13 protein-coding genes are annotated in these 18,168 nt (G+C 70.4%); 7 read left to right on the top strand and 6 right to left on the bottom strand.

The window, feature by feature from the left end:
- Window positions 1-70 precede the first annotated feature (70 nt).
- From MKK63_RS29800 to MKK63_RS29775, 6 genes are all read right to left on the bottom strand, one after another.
- Window positions 71-1,576 (bottom strand): glycosyltransferase family 4 protein, encoded by a 1,506-nt coding sequence (locus MKK63_RS29800; protein WP_244007956.1) that lies wholly within the window; start codon window positions 1,574-1,576, stop codon window positions 71-73.
- Window positions 1,557-2,693, bottom strand: a complete 1,137-nt coding sequence (locus MKK63_RS29795) for a glycosyltransferase family 4 protein (protein WP_244007954.1) — start codon at window positions 2,691-2,693, stop codon at window positions 1,557-1,559. Before MKK63_RS29795 ends, MKK63_RS29800 begins: the two co-directional genes overlap by 20 nt.
- 40 nt (window positions 2,694-2,733) lie before the next feature.
- Window positions 2,734-3,939, bottom strand: a complete 1,206-nt coding sequence (locus tag MKK63_RS29790) for a glycosyltransferase (protein WP_244007952.1) — start codon at window positions 3,937-3,939, stop codon at window positions 2,734-2,736.
- Entirely contained in the window at window positions 3,939-6,137 is a 2,199-nt protein-coding gene (locus MKK63_RS29785) for a GumC family protein (RefSeq protein ID WP_244007950.1), read from the bottom strand. The genes MKK63_RS29790 and MKK63_RS29785 overlap by 1 nt, the downstream gene beginning before the upstream one ends.
- A gap of 5 nt (window positions 6,138-6,142) precedes the next feature.
- Window positions 6,143-7,312 (bottom strand): glycosyltransferase, encoded by a 1,170-nt coding sequence (locus MKK63_RS29780; protein ID WP_244007948.1) that lies wholly within the window; start codon window positions 7,310-7,312, stop codon window positions 6,143-6,145.
- A gap of 419 nt (window positions 7,313-7,731) precedes the next feature.
- Window positions 7,732-8,820, bottom strand: coding sequence for an acyltransferase family protein (locus tag MKK63_RS29775; RefSeq protein ID WP_244007946.1), 1,089 nt, complete (start codon window positions 8,818-8,820; stop codon window positions 7,732-7,734).
- 375 nt (window positions 8,821-9,195) lie between these two features.
- On the opposite strand from MKK63_RS29775, the gene MKK63_RS29770 reads away from it, so the two are divergent.
- Genes MKK63_RS29770 through MKK63_RS29740 form a run of 7 tightly spaced genes read left to right on the top strand, consistent with a single transcriptional unit; the run spans window position 9,196 to window position 18,043 of the window.
- Window positions 9,196-9,450, top strand: a complete 255-nt coding sequence (locus tag MKK63_RS29770) for an acyl carrier protein (protein WP_244007944.1) — start codon at window positions 9,196-9,198, stop codon at window positions 9,448-9,450.
- Entirely contained in the window at window positions 9,447-10,610 is a 1,164-nt protein-coding gene (locus tag MKK63_RS29765; protein WP_244007941.1) for an acyl-CoA dehydrogenase family protein, read from the top strand. The genes MKK63_RS29770 and MKK63_RS29765 overlap by 4 nt, the downstream gene beginning before the upstream one ends.
- A complete protein-coding gene (locus MKK63_RS29760) occupies window positions 10,610-11,566 on the top strand; it encodes an amino acid--[acyl-carrier-protein] ligase (RefSeq protein WP_244007939.1) in 957 nt (318 codons plus the stop codon). Before MKK63_RS29765 ends, MKK63_RS29760 begins: the two co-directional genes overlap by 1 nt.
- A 3-nt stretch (window positions 11,567-11,569) precedes the next feature.
- Window positions 11,570-12,541 (top strand): DUF1839 family protein, encoded by a 972-nt coding sequence (locus tag MKK63_RS29755; protein ID WP_244007937.1) that lies wholly within the window; start codon window positions 11,570-11,572, stop codon window positions 12,539-12,541.
- 9 nt (window positions 12,542-12,550) lie between these two features.
- A complete protein-coding gene (locus tag MKK63_RS29750; protein WP_244007935.1) occupies window positions 12,551-14,986 on the top strand; it encodes a glycoside hydrolase family 2 protein in 2,436 nt (811 codons plus the stop codon).
- Complete coding sequence (locus MKK63_RS29745) at window positions 14,976-16,763, top strand: alpha/beta fold hydrolase (protein WP_244007933.1); 1,788 nt, start codon at window positions 14,976-14,978, stop codon at window positions 16,761-16,763. Before MKK63_RS29750 ends, MKK63_RS29745 begins: the two co-directional genes overlap by 11 nt.
- Window positions 16,760-18,043, top strand: a complete 1,284-nt coding sequence (locus MKK63_RS29740; protein ID WP_244007931.1) for a hypothetical protein — start codon at window positions 16,760-16,762, stop codon at window positions 18,041-18,043. The genes MKK63_RS29745 and MKK63_RS29740 overlap by 4 nt, the downstream gene beginning before the upstream one ends.
- Window positions 18,044-18,168 lie beyond the last annotated feature (125 nt).

Raw genomic sequence — 18,168 nt, 5'->3', positions numbered from 1 at the left:
CGTTCGCGGGCGGTCGGGGTCGGGGCCTCGGGCAGGGCCCGGGCATAGGCTTGGGAGAGGGTCGGGGTGATCATGGGCGGCACTCGCTGAGCTGCGGGCGCTCCGCGCGTGCGGGGCTACCGGATTCACTGTTCCCCGTGCGGCCATCGGGTTCACACATCGTGTGGGGCGCGGTGGCGGCCGGATGAAGCGCGGGTCCCCTCTCCCGTGCGGGAGAGGGACAGGGTGAGGATCGAGAACTTTCAGGACGGGACGCGCCCTGTCGGTGCGTCGATGGCGCGCCCTGTTCGGAGAGTTCTCGTCCCTCACCCCAACCCTCTCCCGCACGGGAGTGGGGGCCGGTCGCGCCGTGTCGCACGCGTCGGTGCGTTGCGAGCGGCTTGGGTTGCGCGGCGTCGCGGGTCGCCGCGTACAGGTCGAGGTAGGCGGATGCCACCGCGGCTGGGTCGGTCCCGTCGCGGATCGCATCAGCGCGGGACAGGCCCTCCGCGAGTCGGCGCGGCTCGGCGACGATCCGGGCCATGGCGGATGCGAGCGCGGCGTCATCCCCGGGCGGCACCAGCCAGGGACCGGGTCCGATCTGCTCGCCGATGCCGCCGATGGCGGTTCCGATCACCGGGACGCCGCTTCCGTAGGCTTCCGCCACGGTGCGGCCGAAGGGCTCGGGCCAGATCGGCGGGACCACCAAGCAGTCGATGCCGTCGAGGAAGGCGTCGCGCTCGGCGAAGCCCGCGAACGAGACGGGCAGCCCCTCGGTCAGCCCGCGGTAGCGGTCGAGGCCGTCCGCAGCGCGGCCGGCAACGGTCAGGCTCCAGCCCTGCGGCGGCAGCCTCCGACAGGCCGCGAGCAGGATGTCGACGCCCTTGGACGCCTCGATCCGGCCGAGATAGCCGAACCGCACCGGCTCGCCCGGGGGCCGCGTCCGCCGCGCCGCGTGGGGGTGCGACGGGATCGGATTCCAGATCACCCGGCGCAGGCCGTCCGGCACCGCACCGAAGAAGCCGGCCGCGAGATGCCGCGCCAGAAGGTCCGTTCCGACGGCGACCACGGCCGATATCGCGCGCTGGCAGCGTCGATGCGGCTCCGCGTAGATCCGGCACTTGAGGTGCTGGCCGGCGCAGGCCTTCCCGTGCCGCGCCATCGCGCCGTTGGTGCAGAGGCTGGTGAAGTCGTGCAGCGTGTGCACCACCGGCACACCGAGCTGTGCCAGCATCGGCCAAAGCGTCGGCGGCAGCTCGGAGATCGAGTGCGTGTTCACGACGTCCGGTTCGAACGCGCGGACCGCCGCGGCCATCCGGGCCAGAGAGGTCGGATTCCACTGGGTCGCGAGCTTGTAGCGCAGGCGGTCGAGCCGCCCGTGCTCCGGCCAGTCGAGGATGTGGAACGGCGTGCCGTACCCGGTCCGGTAGACCGTGACGCCGTCCTGAACGACCGGGGCGGCCTCCTGCCGGGCCGTGCAGGCGACCGCGACGGCGTGGCCGAGGCCCGCCTGCGTCCGGGCCAGGGTCTCCACCATCAGTTCGGCGCCGCCGACCTGCTCGGGCGGGTAGAGCGAGCTAAGGTGCAGGATGCGCATGGGGCACCTCCTGCGTGGGTCTGTCGCGCGCGGTGTCGCGGAGCGCGTCCAGCATCAGGGCCTCGTAGCGACGGGCCGTCTCGGCCCAATCGTAACGGCGCGCGTTGTCGTACCCGCGGGCGATCAGCGCGCCGCGCAGGCCCGGCTCGTCGAGGAGGCGGCGCAGGCAGGCGGCGAGTGCATCGGCGTCGTCGGGGTCAAAGGTCAGCGCGCCCGCGCCCGCGATCTCCGGCGTCGCGGACCGGTCCGAGCAGACGACCGGGCAGCCCAGCGCCTGCGCTTCGAGGACCGGCAGGCAGAACCCCTCCGAGAAGGACGGCACGCACAGGCACAGGGCGTTGCGATAGAGCGATGCCAAGCGACCCTCGCCGATCCGCGAGAGCCGTGTCAGCCGGACCGGGGCGCCGTCGAGGGCCGTGGCGATCGCCTCGTCCGGATCCTCGCCGACGTGGACGATGCCGATCCCCGGAAGGCCGAGGGCGGCGACCGCACGTGCGAGCGCGGAAAAATTCTTGTTGTACATGGCGTTGCCGACCGCCAGCACGTACGGCCCCGCCGGTAGCTCGGGGGACGGATCTTCCGCGTCGGGGTCGAGCATCGCGGCCGAATGGACGGTCTGCGTCCGATCCCGGACGAACGGGTAGAAGCGGCAGAGGTCGGTCTTGGTTGAGTCCGAGACCGTGATCACCCGGGCGCTGTTGGCCAGGACGAAGCGGAAGATCGGATCGGTGGTCAGGGCCTCCCGCGAGCGGCTCCGGCCCGGCATCGTCCGGAAGTAGAGATCGTGGACGACGCTGACCCGTGCGCGACCGCCGAAGGCCGCGCCGTAGGGATCGGCGTTCAGCACGAGGTCGATCTTCAGGGCGCGGCACAGTTTCGGAACGGCCAGGGCCTGCCGCACGACGTCGAACAGCATCACGCGGGGCCGCGGCACGGTCACGACCTCGATCCGGTCGCGGATCTCCAGGGGGAGCTGGTCCCGGGTCCAGGGTGAGCGCAGCACGACCGCGAAGGCGCCGCGGTCGAGCAACCCGGCGATCACCCGGAAGGCCACGAGGGCGACGCCCGAGGGACGTCCGCCGAACTGGGTCGGCATGTTCACGAGGACGCGCGGCATGGCGGTTCCGGCAACTCCGTTCGTGGATGAGGTTGGCCCGTCAGGCGCGGGCGGTGACTTCGAGGATGAGGTCGGACAGGGCCTGCTGCATGCCGGCCGCGCCGTAGCGGGTGAGCGCACGGTCCCGGGCAAGGCGGGTGCGCGGGGCGAAAGCGTCCGGATCGGCGAAGAGCTCGGCGAGGGCCGTCGCGAGACGATCGGGCCGGCGCGGTGGCACGAGGGTGCCGGCCGCGCCCCCGTCGAGGATCTCCGCCGAGGCGCCCGCGTCGGTGGCGATCACCGGCACGCCGGCCAGCATCGCCTCCACGAGCGTCCGGCCGAAGGGCTCGGGATCGACCGAGGGGTGCACCACCGCGTCGACGGCCTGCATCAGCCGGGGGACGTCGGCGCGCTGGCCAAGGAACAGCACCCGGTCGGCAACGCCGAGGTGTTCCGCCTGCGCGCGCAATCCGGCCGCGTATGCATCTTCGCCGAACAGGGCCGTGCCGACCACGATGCAGCGCAGGTCCGGAAGGCGCGCCAGCGCCTCGATCACCACGTCCTGCCCCTTCCAGGGTGCCAGACGGCTGAACACCCCGATCAGGGGGCCGGCCGGCAGGCCGAGTTCCGCACGCAGGGCCGCCGGGGATCGGGTATCGAGTTCGAGATCGAGCCCGTTCGGCACGACGGTCACGCGGGATGCGTGTCCGCCGGCTGCGATGAACGCGTCCGCGGCGGCGCGCGAGGGCACGACGACGCGGGCGGCGCACAGGTTGGCCAGCCGCGCCTGCACGACGCGCTGGGTTCGGCCGAAATGGGCGCCATCGAGGATGTCGTGCAGGTGCCAGATGATCGGCCGCCCGACGAGTCGCGCCGGGATCGCCGAGAGCAGGAAGGCCTTCTGCGAGTTGGCGTAGACGACGTCGGAGGCGCGGGCCGCGCGGGCAAGCTCCAGGGCGAGGCCGGCGAGCCGCCCGAGCTTCGGTAGCGCCCGCAGGACCGAGGCGTCCCGGCGCAGGCCCGACAGGCCTGTCCCCCGCCGGGCGAGGCGGATCTCGATCCCCGCGCCGCGCAGGGCCTCGGCCAGCGCGCCGTCCTCGAACAGGAACGCCGTGGAGCCGGCCCAGGGGCGCACGGCATCGCGCAGGACGAGTTCGGCCCCGGACATCGTTCCGGTGTGGGACACGAACAGGACCCGGGGCCGGGCCTGCTGCCCGGCCTCTGCGCCCTGGACGGACAGCCCGTCGATCGACAGTGCCCCGGTCATCACGCGGCCTCGGCGGTGCGCGGCTGGGGCAGACGCATCACGTCGTAGGTCGGCTGACGGCCTGACTTGACCATGGTCATCGCGATCCCGAGCACATTGCCGCCGGCCTGCCGGAGATTCGTGACGGTCTCGACGATGTCCGAGATCTGTGAGCGGCCGTAGCGGGCGCAGCACAGCACGCCGTCCACGTGGCGGGCGAGCATCGAGGCGTCCATCAGCAGGCTGGTCGGTGGGCTGTCGAGCAGCACGAGGTCGTAGCGGCGCGTCCAGCGCAGGAACTCGACCATGCGCTCGCTCATCAGCAGGTCGGTCGAGTCCGAGGTCGGCATCCCGGCCGGGATCACGTCGTAGCGGCCCGTCGCGACCACGGCCTCGGCGGCCGTGACCTCGCCCCGCAGCACCCCGACGAGCCCTGGCCCACGCCCGAGCCCGAGCGAGGCGTCGAAGTTCGGCCGGCGCAGGTCGCATTCGATCACGAGCACCCGCCGTCCGCTCGCGGCGCCGATTGCCGCGAGCGCGAAGGCCGTGAAGGATTTTCCTTCGCGCGGCTTTGCCGAGGTGACCAGGACGAGGCGCGATGCGCTACCGCCCGCCAGGACGAGATGCGCGTGCAGATTGCGCAGCACCGTCTGCATCACCGGATTGAAACGGGCCCGCTCCAGGGCTTCGGGCAGAGCGAGTTCCCGGCGCCGGTCGGACAGGCGCCCGACGAGACCGGGGGTGTCGAGGATCGGCAGCTGGGCGAAAACCGGGGCACCGGTGCCGGCCATGAGCGGCCCTGGATTGCGGACCCGCTGATCGGTGTAGTCGCGCAGGAGGGCCGCCGCCGCCGCCAAGACGCCCGCGAGCACGATACCGCCGGCCAGGAACGGCACGGGCTTCGGCGAGAACGGCTCCTGCGGCAGCTCGGCGAGGCTCACGAGCCGGGTGCTGCCGGTCAGGATGCGCCGCTCGGTCTCCAGCTCACCGGCGCGCTTCACGAGGTCGGCGTACCGGTTGCGCTGGATCTCCGCGTTGCGCACCATCCCCTCGATCGAGGCCTCGTCGTCCATCGCCGCAGCGGCCTCCGTCTTGGCGGTTTCGAGCTGGGCGCGCAGCGACTGCGCCAGGGCGTTCGAGGCCTCGTAGGACTTGCGCAAGCCCTGGGCGACGTTCCGGATCTCTTGATCGATGCGCTCGCGCAGGTTCGCGCGCTCGGTCGTCAGCGCCCGGATGGCCGGGTGGTTGGCGCCGAGCAGCGTGCTCTGGTTGGCGAGCTGCGCGGAGACGCCGCTCAGCTGCTGCTTCAGGGATACGATGGTCGGGCTCGACAGGACCGCAGGCGCGGTGTCGGCACTGCGTGCGCCCCGATTTTCGATCTCGCCGAGGCGCGCGGCGGCGTCGGCCTTGGCGGCCTCGGCTGTCGAGAGCTGCTGGCTGATGCTGGTCAGGCGCTCGGCGCTGATCGGCGCGTTGGTGCCCTTCAGGAGGCCCTTCCGGCGGCGGAACGTCTGGATCCGGGTTTCGTCCGCGCGGATCGAGGCGTCGAGCTGGCTGATCTCGGTGTGCAGCCAGTCGGAGGCCGCCTTGCGGCTGGAAGCCTGGGCCTCGCGCTGGTCGTCGAGGAAGGCGTCGATGAGCCCGTTGGTCATCGTCTGCGCCACCTCGGGCAGCGGCGAGCGATAGCCGATCGTGATGATCCGGGAGCGGCCGGAACTGATCACGGTGTAGCGCTTCTGCATGTACTCGACCAAGGCGTTGCGGTCGGCGGTGAGCTTCGTGCAGGCGGCCTCCTTCTTCTCGGAGATCGGCCCCGCCTTCCCGCCGCTGGCGGCATGGCGGCACTCAGCCAGGACGGAGGCGGTGAGGCCCCCGTCGATGGCGAGCCGCAGCAGCCGAGGCGAGCGGATCACCAAGATCTGGCTCTCGATATCGGCCGGATCGCCGATCTTCTGGATCCAGGCCATGGAGGCGTTGTGGGCGCCGGGCTCCGCCTCGGCGACGATCACCGAGCCGGTCGCCACGTATTGCGGCGCGATCATCGTCAGTGCGGTCACGGCGAGGCCGAAGACCACGACGAAGACGGTCGCGAACAGGTAACGGCGGCGCCAGATCCGCAGGAGCGGCGCGGCGAGCGGGCCACCCCGCGTCTGCTCCTGCGCGGCGGCGCGCATCGGGGGGCGTTCGTTGAGATCGACGGTGACGAGCGACATGGACATCGGCGTCAGCTCACAGCTTCCAGGCGCGGAAGGATGCGCATCGGCGGCTCGCAGGCCGCCCGGTGGAGGGCCATCTGCTCATCCACGAAGCGGGAGAACCGCACCCGGAACAGCTCGGCCGAGAACTGATCGGCCTGCGCCCGGCAGGCCTCGCGGGTGAAGTTGCTTTCCTGTTGGAGGAATCCACGTACGCAGTTCGCGATCGCGTCCGGGTCCGACCTGTCGAAGAACATCCCGGACCGCTGGGGACCGCGCGCCTGGACGGTCTCGCGCGCTCCGCCGCGCCCGAGGGCCAGGACCGGCGTGCCCTCCGAGGAGGCCTCCAGCACGATGATCCCGAAATCCTCTTCCGCCGCGAAGATGAAGGCGCGGGCGGTGGCCATGAGCCGGCGCAGGCCCTGGTCGGACACGAAGCCCGTGAAGGAGACGTTGGGGCCTGCGATCGCCTGCAGCCGCGCGGCGTCCGGGCCGCTTCCGGCCACCACGAGGTGGAGGTCCGGAAGATCCGCGAAGGCGCGGATCACCGCCTCCACGTTCTTATAGGGGACGAGGCGGCTCGCCACGAGGAAGTGGTTGCCGCGCGGCCCGTCGAAGCGCTCGCTCGACAAGGTGATCGGCGGATGGATCACCTCGGCCTGGCGGCCGTAGACCTTCTGGATGCGCCGGGCCACAAAGGCCGAATTGGCTACGATCGCGTTGGGCCCGGCGGCCGTGCGGACGTCCCACAGGCGCATCCGGTGCAGCACCATGCGGGCGAGCGCGCCCTTGAGGCCGGTGTCGCAGCCGCTCTCGCGCAGATAGGTGTGCTGCAGGTCCCAGGCGTAGCGCATGGGCGAGTGGATGTACGAGATGTGGAGCTGATCGGGCCCGGTCAGGACGCCCTTCGCCACGGCATAGCTCGATGAGATGATCAGATCGTAGTCCGACAGATCGAACTGCTCGATCGCGATCGGCATCAGCGGCAGGTAGGCCCGGTGCCGCGTGCGTGCGAGCGGCAGGCGCTGCAGGAAGCTCGTCTGCGCGTGATCGTAGCCGATCCGTGCCCGGTCCGCCGCCGGCAGGAAGTCGAACAGCGTGAAGACGTCGGCGTCCGGATAGATCCTGAGCAGTTGCTCGAGAACGCGCTCTGCCCCGCCGACGACGTAGAGCCAGTCGTGAACGATTGCGACCCGCATCCGAGATTCCTTGTCGACACACCGCGACGCGCATCGGACGACATTCCGTCTGCCGAGGGCACGTGAGCCCGTGGACTGCGTCACGTGTAGAACCTAAGATGAGGCGCCGGTTTTAAAGAAGGAATGAATGCGGTCTGCGTCAGGGCGATTATTACTTATTTCGAACTAACGGATCGGCGACAACCTTAATTTTAATTCTACGGTATGGTTAATTTGTTGGCGAATTCCAATCTCAATTCCGCATTTGCAGGTTGTTATTCGCGCGGAGGCGAAGCGAACTCGCCGCGAGACACTGCCCGCACTGACAGCCACCCGGTGCGATCTGTTCGCCGTGTCGTATGTGCTTCCGCGTCCGGCCGCCCCCGACCGATGCGTCCTCGCGGACCTGCGCCCGGCGGTACGAAGGTGCCCCGTTGCTGTCAGCGCGTCAGGGCGCTCTGCAAAGGCGTCGGCACCGGTCGTCGGTCGAAACGACGCCGGAGGGCGGCGTTCATCGGGGCCTCGATGTGGCGGAACAGGACCGACCCGAGGGCGGCCGAAGCCGCGAAGGCGAGCACGAAGATCAGCCCGGCACGCAAGGATTCGCCAACGGGAAGGAGCGCCACGACTTTCGAGGCCGTGTGGAGCATCAGGTTATGGATGAGATAGAACGAGTAGCTGGCGTTACCCTGAGAGAGTAGCCAGCGTGAGCGCAGGGTGATGCCGCCTTGCTCCAGCAGCAGCATCGCGCCGACGACGAGGCTGGCAGCCGATCCCCAAACCAGGGGCCGGAGGAACCCCGTCATCTCCGGCGACACCCCGAGACTGTAGGCCACGGCCTGCCCTCCGAGCACGAGCAGCCCGGCCGACACGATGGCAGCGCCCGTCACGCGCCGGACCGGGAAGCCCGGGGGCAGGCTCCCGAGGCGCAGATAGGCGTAGCCGAGGCCGATGCCGGCGGCGAATTCGAGCACGATCGGCTTCGTGTAATAGGCCCAGTACAGGCCGGGCACCGGCAGGAGCCCGAGGAGCGTCAGGCTCAGGAAGAGCGCGGCGGCGGTCAGGGCGCGCCATTCGCGCGTCGGTACCAGCAGCAGCCCGGCGAACACCACATAAAAGAACATCTCGTAATTGAGAGTCCAGCCGACGGAGTTCAATGGTTCGATGTAGCCACCCCGGGAGAACGGCAGGAAGAGAAGGGACTGGATCAGGTATTCCGGTCGCAAGTCCATGATGCCGATCGGCCTGAGGCCAACAAGCGCCATCAGGGCCAGCCCCAGGGTGACGAGCCAGTAGACCGGGACGACCCGCGCGATCCGCCGCGTCAGGAACGTGCCGACGCCCGCATCACCCTCGCTGGTGCTCACGAACATGATGAAACCGGACAGGACGAAGAACACGTCGACGCCGGCGGCACCGAACGCCAGCAGGTCCGGCCTCGGCAGGACTGGGCCGGCGTACAGGCCGAAATGGGTCAGGAAGACGAGGTAGGCCGCGAGGGCGCGCAGGATCTGCAAATTGTAGAGCATGGCTCGCTGGCTGCTCGCGGAACATCGTCTGCCCGTGCGGACGCAACGACGCGCCACCATGCCGGATCCCGCGCCGCCGAGTCACGGAGTGTTCGGATTCTTGCTGAACAAGCCGCCTCCGGAAGGCGGAAGACATGCCCCAAGTCAGTCTTGTCCACATGTCCAGGCTGAGACACTGGTCGATACGGGTTGGAAATTGGTTGGAAAGGCGTGCGCGGTCAGTATGACCCAGGCGGTTCCACCGGGAACCTCAGCTTACGGCCATGCTTTAGTTGGCAGAGCGGATGGCCGAAATTTACTATTAATACGTAGAGTATTTGACGCCTCACGAGGCGGATCAATAAAGTGTCATTCACTTGATTAAGGAGTTCCGCCTTGAACATCGCTCAAGATATTCGCGAAATCCTGGGCTCGAACGAAGCCTTCGCCGGTAAGGTCGATCAGCTCTCGGACGACGACAGCCTGTTCGATATGGGCCTCGACTCGTTCGGTTCGGTTCAGCTGATGCTGGCCCTGGAGGAGCGCTTCAACGTCGAGTTTCCCGACGAGCTCCTGAACCGCAAATCGTTCTCGTCGATCCGCGCGATCGGCGAGGCCGTCTCCACCCTGATCAAGCAGGAAGCCGCATGAGCACGCTCGCCGCGCGTGCAGAGCGGGCGGCGGCGGTGGCGGCTCGCCACGCTGATGCCGTCGACCGCGAGGGCCGCTTTCCCGCCGAAGCGGTCGCCGCCCTGAAGGCCGAGCGCCTTCTGGGCCTCCAGATTCCGGGCCAGTTCGGTGGCGAGGGTGCTGGTCTGGTGCAGATCGCGGAGGTCTGCAGCACGCTCGGCCATGCCTGCAGCGCGGCCGCGATGGTCTTCGCGATGCACCACATCAAGGTGTCGAGCCTCGTGGTCCATGGGCTCGACAGCGCGTGGCACTGCCGCCTGATGGAGCGCATCGCCCGCGAGCAGCTGCTGGTTGCCTCCTCGACCACCGAGGCAGGTATCGGCGGAGACCTGCGCAACTCCTTGTGTGCGGTCGAGACGACCGGCGAGACTTTCTCGCTCGGCAAGGACGCTTCGGTCATCTCCTACGGGGCGCAGGCCGACCTGATCCTCGCCACCGCCCGGCGCCACCCGGAGGCCCTGACCTCCGATCAGGTGCTGGTCGCGCTGATGGCCGATCAGATTTTGCTGGCCCGCACCAGCCAGTGGGACACGCTCGGCATGCGCGGCACCTGCAGCGATGGCTTCCGGCTGGAAGCCCGCGACGTGCCGGTCGAGCAGATCCTGCCCAAACCCTTCGCCGAGATCGCCGCCGTTTCGATGTTGGCCGCCTCTCACCTGCTCTGGAGCAGCGTGTGGTACGGCATCACCACCTACGCGGTCGATCGGGCCCGGGCGTTCGTGCAGGCCGAGGCGCGCCGCGCCCCCGGCAAGGTGCCGCCTACGGCCCTGCGGCTCGCCGAGGTGGTCAATGCGCATCAGGCCATGCGCGGCACCGTCGTGGCGGCCCTGCGCCGGTTCGAGGATGCGCATGGCGACGCCGATACGATCGGGTCGTTGGGCTTCAGCGTGATGCTCAACAACCTGAAAGTCACCGTCTCCGACATGGCGGTCGACATCGTGCGCCGGGCCCTCTCGATCGTCGGGCTCTCCGGCTACAAGAACGACACGCCCTTCAGCCTCGGCCGACCGCTCCGCGACGTCCTCTCGGCGCCGCTGATGATCGGCAATGACCGCATCCTCGCCAACACCGCCAAGCTTCTGCTCGTGCAGAAGGGCAGCGGCCAGCTCATGAGCGCGTGATGGACTCGATCTCTTCTCCCCAGGGCGACCTCATCCTCGACGACGAGCCGGAGGGTAGCCCGACCTTCCTCGACCGCCTGTTCGATCACGGCCTGCTGATCCGCACCGGCGTCGACGGCCTCTACGGCCGCAGCGGCGCCTTCGAGAGCGTCGTCGAGGCCCTCGATCGGCTGATCTCGCGCCTCGGCGCTGCGGACTGCGCCGAGGTGATGCGCTTCCCGCCCGGCATGAGCCGGCCGGCCTTCGAGCGCAGCGGCTATCTCAAGGGCTTCCCGAATCTCGCGGGCACGATTCACAGCTTCTGCGGCGACGGGGCGGGCCATGCCGAGATCCTGGCCTGCGTCGAAGAGGGCCGCGACTGGACCGGCCAGCAGGAGGCCACCGACGTCGTCCTGACGCCCGCCGCCTGCTACCCGCTCTATCCGGTGGCCGCCGCCCGGGGGGCGCTGCCCGCCGAGGGGCGCCTGTTCGATCTGCAATCCTACTGCTTCCGGCGCGAGCCCTCGCTGGAGCCGACCCGGATGCAGCTGTTCCGGATGCGCGAATACGTGCGCATGGGCAGCCCCGAGCAGGTGCTGGCCTTCCGCGAATCCTGGCTGGAGCGCGGCACCGCCATGATGCGCGACCTCGGCCTGCCGCTTGCCATCGATGTCGCCAACGATCCGTTCTTCGGACGCGCCGGCCGGATGCTCGCCAACAACCAGCGGGCGCAGGGGCTGAAGTTCGAACTGAACGTGCCGGTCAACAGCGTCGAGAAGCCGACCGCCTGCCTGAGCTTCAACTACCACCAGGACCATTTCGGCAGCACCTGGGAGCTGCAGCAGGCGGATGGCAGCGTGGCCCACACGGCCTGCGTCGGCTTCGGCCTGGAGCGAATCACCCTGGCGCTACTGCGGCACCACGGGCTCGACCTCGCCGCATGGCCCGAGGCCGTGCGCACGTCACTCTGGGGCTGAGCCGTGACCGCCGCTTTGCGCCTGTCGTCGGGGCTCGGGATCGCGGCGCCCTATAGCCCGCATGCGCTTCACGACGGGGAGCGGGACTGGCCGGAGACGAATTGCTACGTCGATCTCTGGATCGAACTGCTGCATGGCCGCGGCCTCGTCCCGGAGGCAATGCTGGGCTTCACGCTCCGGCAGGATTTCGAGGGCGACCAGTTCACCTTCTTCAAGCCGCCGCCCGCAGATATCGAGCGGCTCTACGGCCTGGAAGTGCTGGAACTCGCGGTCTATGCGGGCCTCGAAGCGCACGCGCTGATGCAGATGGCCGCGGGCCGGCCGGTGCTGGTCGAGGTCGACGCGATCTATCTTCCCGACACGCACGGCACGACCTACGGCCGCGACCACGGCAAGACGACGATCGGCATCCTGGCGCTCGACCCGGCGGCCGGGGAACTCGACTACCTGCACAATGCCGGCCGCTTCCGCCTTTCCGGCGCGGATTACGCCGGCATCTTCGGCCCCGCGACCCTGCCGCCCTACGCGGAGTTCGTGAAGACGGTCGCCCCACCCCTGCCGGCTTCCGAGCTTCCCGGCGTCGCACGGGAGTTGCTCGCCAAGCACCGGGCACGGGCCCCGCAGCGCAACCCCGTCCTGGCATTTTGCGACGCGTTGGCCGCCACGGCCGAGGGGCTCGTGGTTCAGCCGCTCAGCGTGTTCCACGCCTACGCGTTCAACACGACCCGGCAGCTCGGCGCGAATTTCGAGATGCTGGCGAGCCATCTCACCTGGCTCGACGCCAACGGGGCCGGTGCCTTCGCACCCGCCGCCGAGGCCGCTGCGGAGCTGAGCCGGGAGGCGAAGGCGTTCCAGTTCCAGCTTGCCCGCGCCTTCCACCGCCGCAAGGCGGACGGGTTGGCCCCGCGCCTGGACAAGGCGGCGGCGACCTACGCGCGCGTCTTCGCGGCCCTGGACGACGCGCTGGGCCGCTAGGGGTACGCGATGGCCCTCATCCGCAACGTCGATGGTCGGGCGTCCGAGGCGCTGCCCGGCTCCTGGCGGCTCGCCGTGACCCCGCCCGGCGCCTGCGCGGGGCCGGGTGATCTCGATGGCGTGGCCGGCTGGATCCCGGCCTCGGTTCCGGGGACCGCCGCCGCTTCCTTGCGCGCGGCCGGGCGCTGGTCGGAGACGGCGCCGACGCCGATCCATGACCAGGACGTCTGGTATCGCATGGACGTCTTCGGCCCTGGCCGGTACCGCCTGCGTTTCGAGGGCTTGGCGACGCTGGCCGAGATCTGGCTCGACGGCATCCCGGTCCTCACCACCCGCTCGATGTTCGAGCCATACGCGGTCGAGGTCGATCTCGCCGCACGATCCGACCTTGCGCTCTGTTTTCGGTCGCTGCGTGCGGAACTCGACCGTCCGGCCAAGCGCGGGCGCTGGCGGCCGCGGATGATCACGCCCGGGTCGCTGCGCCATGTGCGCACCAGCGCGCTCGGCTTCATGCCGGGCTGGTCCCCGGAGATCGACCATGTCGGGCCCTATCGGCCGATCACCATCGAAGCCGTGCACCCCGGCGCCGTATCGGCCGATCTCCGGGCGACCCGCGACGGCGAGACCGGTTGTCTGTTTGCCCGCCTGACCGTCGAGGGCGTGGCCGAGGCGGTCACGCTCCGGTGCGATGGGCGCGAAACCACGCTCACCGAGACGGAGCCGGGCCTGTTCGCCGGCGAACTCGTGCTGCCGGAGGTCGCGCCCTGGTGGCCGCACACGCACGGCGCGCCGAACCTTCACGCGGTCTCCGCCTGCGTCGATGGAGCGACCGTCGATCTCGGCCGGGTGGGCTTCCGGTCGCTGGCGCTGACGCAGCCCTTCGCGGAGGGGCTGTCGCTCGCCGTCAACGGCGTGCCGGTCTTCTGCCGCGGCGCCCTCTGGACGCCGCCGGATCTCGTCGGCCTCGGCCCCGAGGGAACGCGAGCGCTGCTCTCGCTGGCCCGCGAGGCCGGCATGAACATGCTGCGCGTGCCGGGCACGACGCTCTATCCGGCAACCGATTTCTTCGATCTCTGCGACGAACTCGGCATCCTGGTCTGGCAGGACCTGATGCTCGCCAATTTCGATTACCCGCACGACGATCCGGGCTTCTCGGCCACCCTGAACCGGGAGGTCACCGCGTTCCTCGACAGGACCCAGACGGCGCCGTCGCTCTGCATCCTGTGCGGAGGCAGCGAGGTCTGGCAGCAGGCCGCCATGCTGGGCGCGCCGCGCGCAATCTGGGCCGACGCTTTCTGCGAGGCAAAGCTGCCGACGCTCGCTGCAGGCCAGCGCCCCGACATCGTGGTCGTGCCGAACTCGCCCTCCGGTGGGGCCCTCCCTTTCGCGCCGCGTGGCGGCTGCACCCATTATTTCGGCGTCGGCGCCTATTGCCGGCCCCTCGACGATGCCCGCCGGGCCGAGGTCGGCTTCGCCAGCGAGTGCCTCGCCTTCGCCAACCCGCCCGAGCCCGGGACGCCGGGGCCTGCGGGTCCGTCGGATCCGGGCTGGGCCGCCGGCATTCCCCGCGACCGGGGCGCCGACTGGGATTTCGAGACCGTGCGCGACCATTATGTCGGCCACCTCTTCGGCGTCGATCTCGCTGCTCTGCGCGCCGACGATCCGGAGCGCTACCTCGATCTCGGCCGCGCGGCCGTGGCCGAGGTGATGGAGGCGACCTTCGCCGAGTGGCGCCGCCCGCATTCGCCGACCGCCGGCGGCCTCGTCCTGATGCTGCGCGACCTCGGGCCGGGTGCCGGCTGGGGCGTGATCGACTGGACGCAGCGTCCCAAATCCGCGTGGCACGCGCTGAAGCGCGCCTTCCGCCCCGTACAGATCGTCATCACCGACGAAGGGCTGGACGGTCTGCACCTCCACGTCCTCAACGAGACCGCGGAGGCCCGTCGCCTGACGGTGACGCTGACGTTTTCCGATTCGAACGGCCGGGTTGCGGCCCGCGCCGAGCGAGCGGTGGCTGTCGGCGCCCGCGGGACGCTGACGCTCAGTTCGGCCGAGCTGCTCCACCGCTTCTTCGACGCCACCGACAGCTACCGGTTCGGCCCCCGGGTCCACGACGTCGCCCATGCGCGCCTGACCGATGCGGACGGGTGCATGCTCGCCGAGGCGTTTCACTTTCCGGGGCCCCGCCCGAGCACGCAGGACGCCATCGGCCTCACCGCCGAGCCGGTGACGACGGAGGCGGGACCGGCCCTGAGGGTCGCCACCGAGCGGCTCGCGTTCGGCGTGCAGATTCGCGCCTCCGGCGCACGACCGACCGACAGCGGTTTCCATCTGGCGCCCGGAACGGCGCGGATCATCGCCTTCGCGGATTGTGCCCGGCTTCCTCGCGGAACCGTGCGGGCCATCAACGGCACCGAGAGCGTGGAGTTCGGCCATGACGCCTGAGGCCCAGCCCATGTCGGCCCCCTCCCCGGTTCGACACCATCCGGCACCGGTGACCTTCGAAGGCCTGTTCGGCTGGTTCCATCCGGCGGCCGGGCGGCGCGGCGTGGTTCTGTGCGGCGCGTATGGGTTCGAGCAGATGGCGGCCCATCGCCCCTGGCGGGCGCTGGCCGAGCAACTGGCCGAGGCGGGCTGCCCGACCCTGCGTTTCGACTATCCGGGCGAGGGCGATTCCGCCGATCCCGACGCGGCCGGCGTGGAGTCCTGCGTGGCCGCGATCCGGCAGGCCGTCCGGTATCTGCGCGAGACGGCCGGAATCGCCGAAATCGTGCTCGTGGGCCTCCGCCTGGGTGCGACCTTCGCGGCGCTCGCCGCGGAAGCCGAGCCCGTGGACCGTCTCGTCCTCCTGGCGCCCGTGGCCACGGGTCGCGCTTACCTGCGCGAGATGCGGCTCCGGGCCCAGACGATCGGGCGGCTGCCCGACGGATCGGCGCCACCCGCGGAGCCGGACAGCCTGACCGTCGGCGGCTTCCGCATGGAGGCGTCGTTCCAGGCCGCGCTTTCCGGGCTGAGCCTCACCCGGATCGCGTCGCCGCCCGCGCCCCACGTGCTGATCCTCGGCACCGATCCGGGGGCGCTGGCTGCGCGCTTGAACGCCGTCGGCTGCGCCGTCGAGACGGGGCCCTTCGCCGGCCTCGCGCATCTCGTGGGCGATCCGATCTTCGCGAAGGTTCCGGAAGCGGATTTCGCCCGCATCGCCGCCTTCGTAACCGAGGGGGCTGAGTCGGCGGCGACAAGCGCGACGGCCCCGCCTGCGGCGCGTCTCGCCGGCCCGGGCTGGACCGAGGAGGCAGTTCAGTTCGGGCAGGGCCTGTTCGGCATCGCCTGCGCGCCGGACAGGTCGGAACCCGGTGCGCCGACCATCCTGTTCGTGTCGACCGGCATGACCGTGCGTTCGGGCTGGGGACGACAGACCACCCGGCTCGCCCGAAGGTTCGCCCGCGATGGCATCGCCTCGTTTCGGTTCGACGTCGCCGGCATCGGCGACAGTGTCGGACGGCCGGACGGAAGCCGCCCGCTCTTTGCGCCGGACGGCTTCGCAGACGTCATCCAGGCGGTCGATCAGGTGGCCGGAGGCGGCCCGATCGTGCTCGCCGGCGGATGCAGCGGCGCCCATGCGGCCTTCCACGCGCTGTGCCGGGATCCGCGGATCGACGGGGCGCTCCTGATCAATCTCTACTGCTTCGACTGGGATCCGGAGCAGAGCATCGACAGCGTCATCCGCCAGACCTACGGCAGCGCCTCGACCTACGCGACGCTCCTGAAGCAGGGCGATACCTGGCGCCGGCTGATCCGCGGCCAGATCCGGGTCCGGGCGATCGGTGGCGTCCTGGCCCGCCGCGGTGTCGACGCAGCGCTGCGGCGGATCCGCCGGGCGTTCGGTCCGCGGATCCCCGGGGGATCGGTCGCGCGCCGCCTTACCGCGCTCCGGCGCCGCGGTGCCGAGATCCGCCTGCTCTACAGCGCGGGCGATCCCGGCTTGGCCGCCTTGCACCGTCACATCGGCCGCAACCCCGACCGGGTCGCGCGGCGCCTCGGCGCGCCGGTGTCGATCGTGCCCGGGGCGGACCACAACCTCGGCTCCGCCGAGGCCCAGGCCGCCCTCGAACAGGCTTTGCGTGACCTCGTGCGCGCGACCCGGCGCAGTCCCGCGGCGACGGCGAAGCGGCCGGCGCCGACCGTTTCCGCATGGCTCCAGACCGTGACTGGGCGGGCATGAGCGACCTCACGCGCCGGTCAGCCCTGGCGCTCGCTGCGGGCGCCCTCGTGGCCGGCCGTGCCGAGGCGGCCGCGCCGCCGCATCGTTGTGAGGATCTGATCGATTCGATCGGCGTGAACGTCCATCTCGGCCATGGGGGCACGCCCTATGTGGCGCGTTTCGAGGCCTGCGCAGCCGCCCTCGATACCCTCGGCGTCCGGCACCTGCGCGACGATATCGTCCTCACCGGCGGTGAGCCGGCCGGCCAGTTCGCCCGCATCGCCGCCCTCGCCGGCCGCGGCTACCGCTTCAGCCTCGTCTTCTACGACGGTCTGACGCCGGGCCCCCGCGTGCCCCCGGACAAGTTCGCCGCCATCGCCCACTGGGCCGGCGGCGGGCTCATCATCGCGGAGGGCGGCAACGAGCCGCCGATCGCCGGCCGGCGCGACCTTCCCGGTCTCTCGGCCGACCATCAGGCGGCCCTGTTCCGGGCGGTGCGGACGGACGCGCGCGACCCCGCCGTCCAGGTCGCCGGACCGAGCTACATCCAGGGCAACGTCGCGGCGGCGCAGAACCTCGCCGCGCTGGTCGATCTCGGCAACATCCACGCCTATCCGGGCGCCGAGCACCCGGAGACCGGCGGCGGCGGCAGCCTCGCCCGCTTCGTCGCGGCGGCCCGGCCGGTGTTCGGCTCGGCGCCGATGATCGCCACCGAGAACGGCTACCACACGGCGCTCGCAACCCGCAGCGCCCACCTGCCGGTCTCCGAGGGCATCCGGGCGCGCTATCTCCCCCGCCTGCTCCTGTGGAGCTACCTGCAGGGGGTGCGGCGGACCTACCTGTACGAGTTGATCGCCAGCTTCGATCACGGCGATGGCGATCCCGAGAGCCGCTTCGGCCTCCTGGCCTATGACGGACAGCCGACGCCTGCCTTCACGGCCGTGCGCAACCTCATCCGGCTGTTCGGCGGCCACGGCACTGCGGGCGCGCCTTATTCGGGCGACGTCGCCATCACTCAAGCCGGCGCGATGCCGAATCTGGTCTCGGCACGCTTCGTCCGGCGGGACGGGGCCCTGCTGGTGCCGCTCTGGCAAGGCATCGACGCTTGGGACCGGCGCAGCCTCGCCGCCCGCCCCGATGCGACGCCGAAAGCGGTGGATCTCCTCCTCGCGCAGCAACCTCGAAGCGTACGTCTGCATCGCTTCGCGGATGACGGCTCCGTCAGCGTGAGCGTGCTTTCCGCCGAGCGGCGTATGATGGTCCAGGTGACCGACCGGCTCGGCGTGCTGGAAATCACGTAGGCTCTCCCTACGGACAGATTTATCCGCGCCGCCGTCCTAGATGGCACGGATCGGGAAGCGGGATCACTGACGGGGATCGGTGTCCGGGGCGGAAGGCTCAGGCCGGCCGACGGATGTGAGCCCGG

It is taken from the genome of Methylobacterium sp. J-088 (assembly GCF_022829295.1).
GTDB lineage: Bacteria > Pseudomonadota > Alphaproteobacteria > Rhizobiales > Beijerinckiaceae > Methylobacterium.
This window is presented reverse-complemented; position numbering and strand designations above follow the sequence as displayed.

Bases quoted from the DNA above. Each gene is read 5' to 3' on its own strand.
- MKK63_RS29800 (WP_244007956.1), bottom strand. From the start codon at position 1,576: ATGCGCATCCTGCACCTTAGCTCGCTCTACCCGCCCGAGCAGGTCGGC.
- MKK63_RS29795 (WP_244007954.1), bottom strand. From the start codon at position 2,693: ATGCCGCGCGTCCTCGTGAACATGCCGACCCAGTTCGGCGGACGTCCC.
- MKK63_RS29790 (WP_244007952.1), bottom strand. From the start codon at position 3,939: ATGACCGGGGCACTGTCGATCGACGGGCTGTCCGTCCAGGGCGCAGAG.
- MKK63_RS29785 (WP_244007950.1), bottom strand. From the start codon at position 6,137: ATGTCCATGTCGCTCGTCACCGTCGATCTCAACGAACGCCCCCCGATG.
- MKK63_RS29780 (WP_244007948.1), bottom strand. From the start codon at position 7,312: ATGCGGGTCGCAATCGTTCACGACTGGCTCTACGTCGTCGGCGGGGCA.
- MKK63_RS29775 (WP_244007946.1), bottom strand. From the start codon at position 8,820: ATGCTCTACAATTTGCAGATCCTGCGCGCCCTCGCGGCCTACCTCGTC.
- MKK63_RS29765 (WP_244007941.1), top strand. From the start codon at position 9,447: ATGAGCACGCTCGCCGCGCGTGCAGAGCGGGCGGCGGCGGTGGCGGCT.
- MKK63_RS29760 (WP_244007939.1), top strand. From the start codon at position 10,610: ATGGACTCGATCTCTTCTCCCCAGGGCGACCTCATCCTCGACGACGAG.
- MKK63_RS29750 (WP_244007935.1), top strand. From the start codon at position 12,551: ATGGCCCTCATCCGCAACGTCGATGGTCGGGCGTCCGAGGCGCTGCCC.
- MKK63_RS29745 (WP_244007933.1), top strand. From the start codon at position 14,976: ATGACGCCTGAGGCCCAGCCCATGTCGGCCCCCTCCCCGGTTCGACAC.
- MKK63_RS29740 (WP_244007931.1), top strand. From the start codon at position 16,760: ATGAGCGACCTCACGCGCCGGTCAGCCCTGGCGCTCGCTGCGGGCGCC.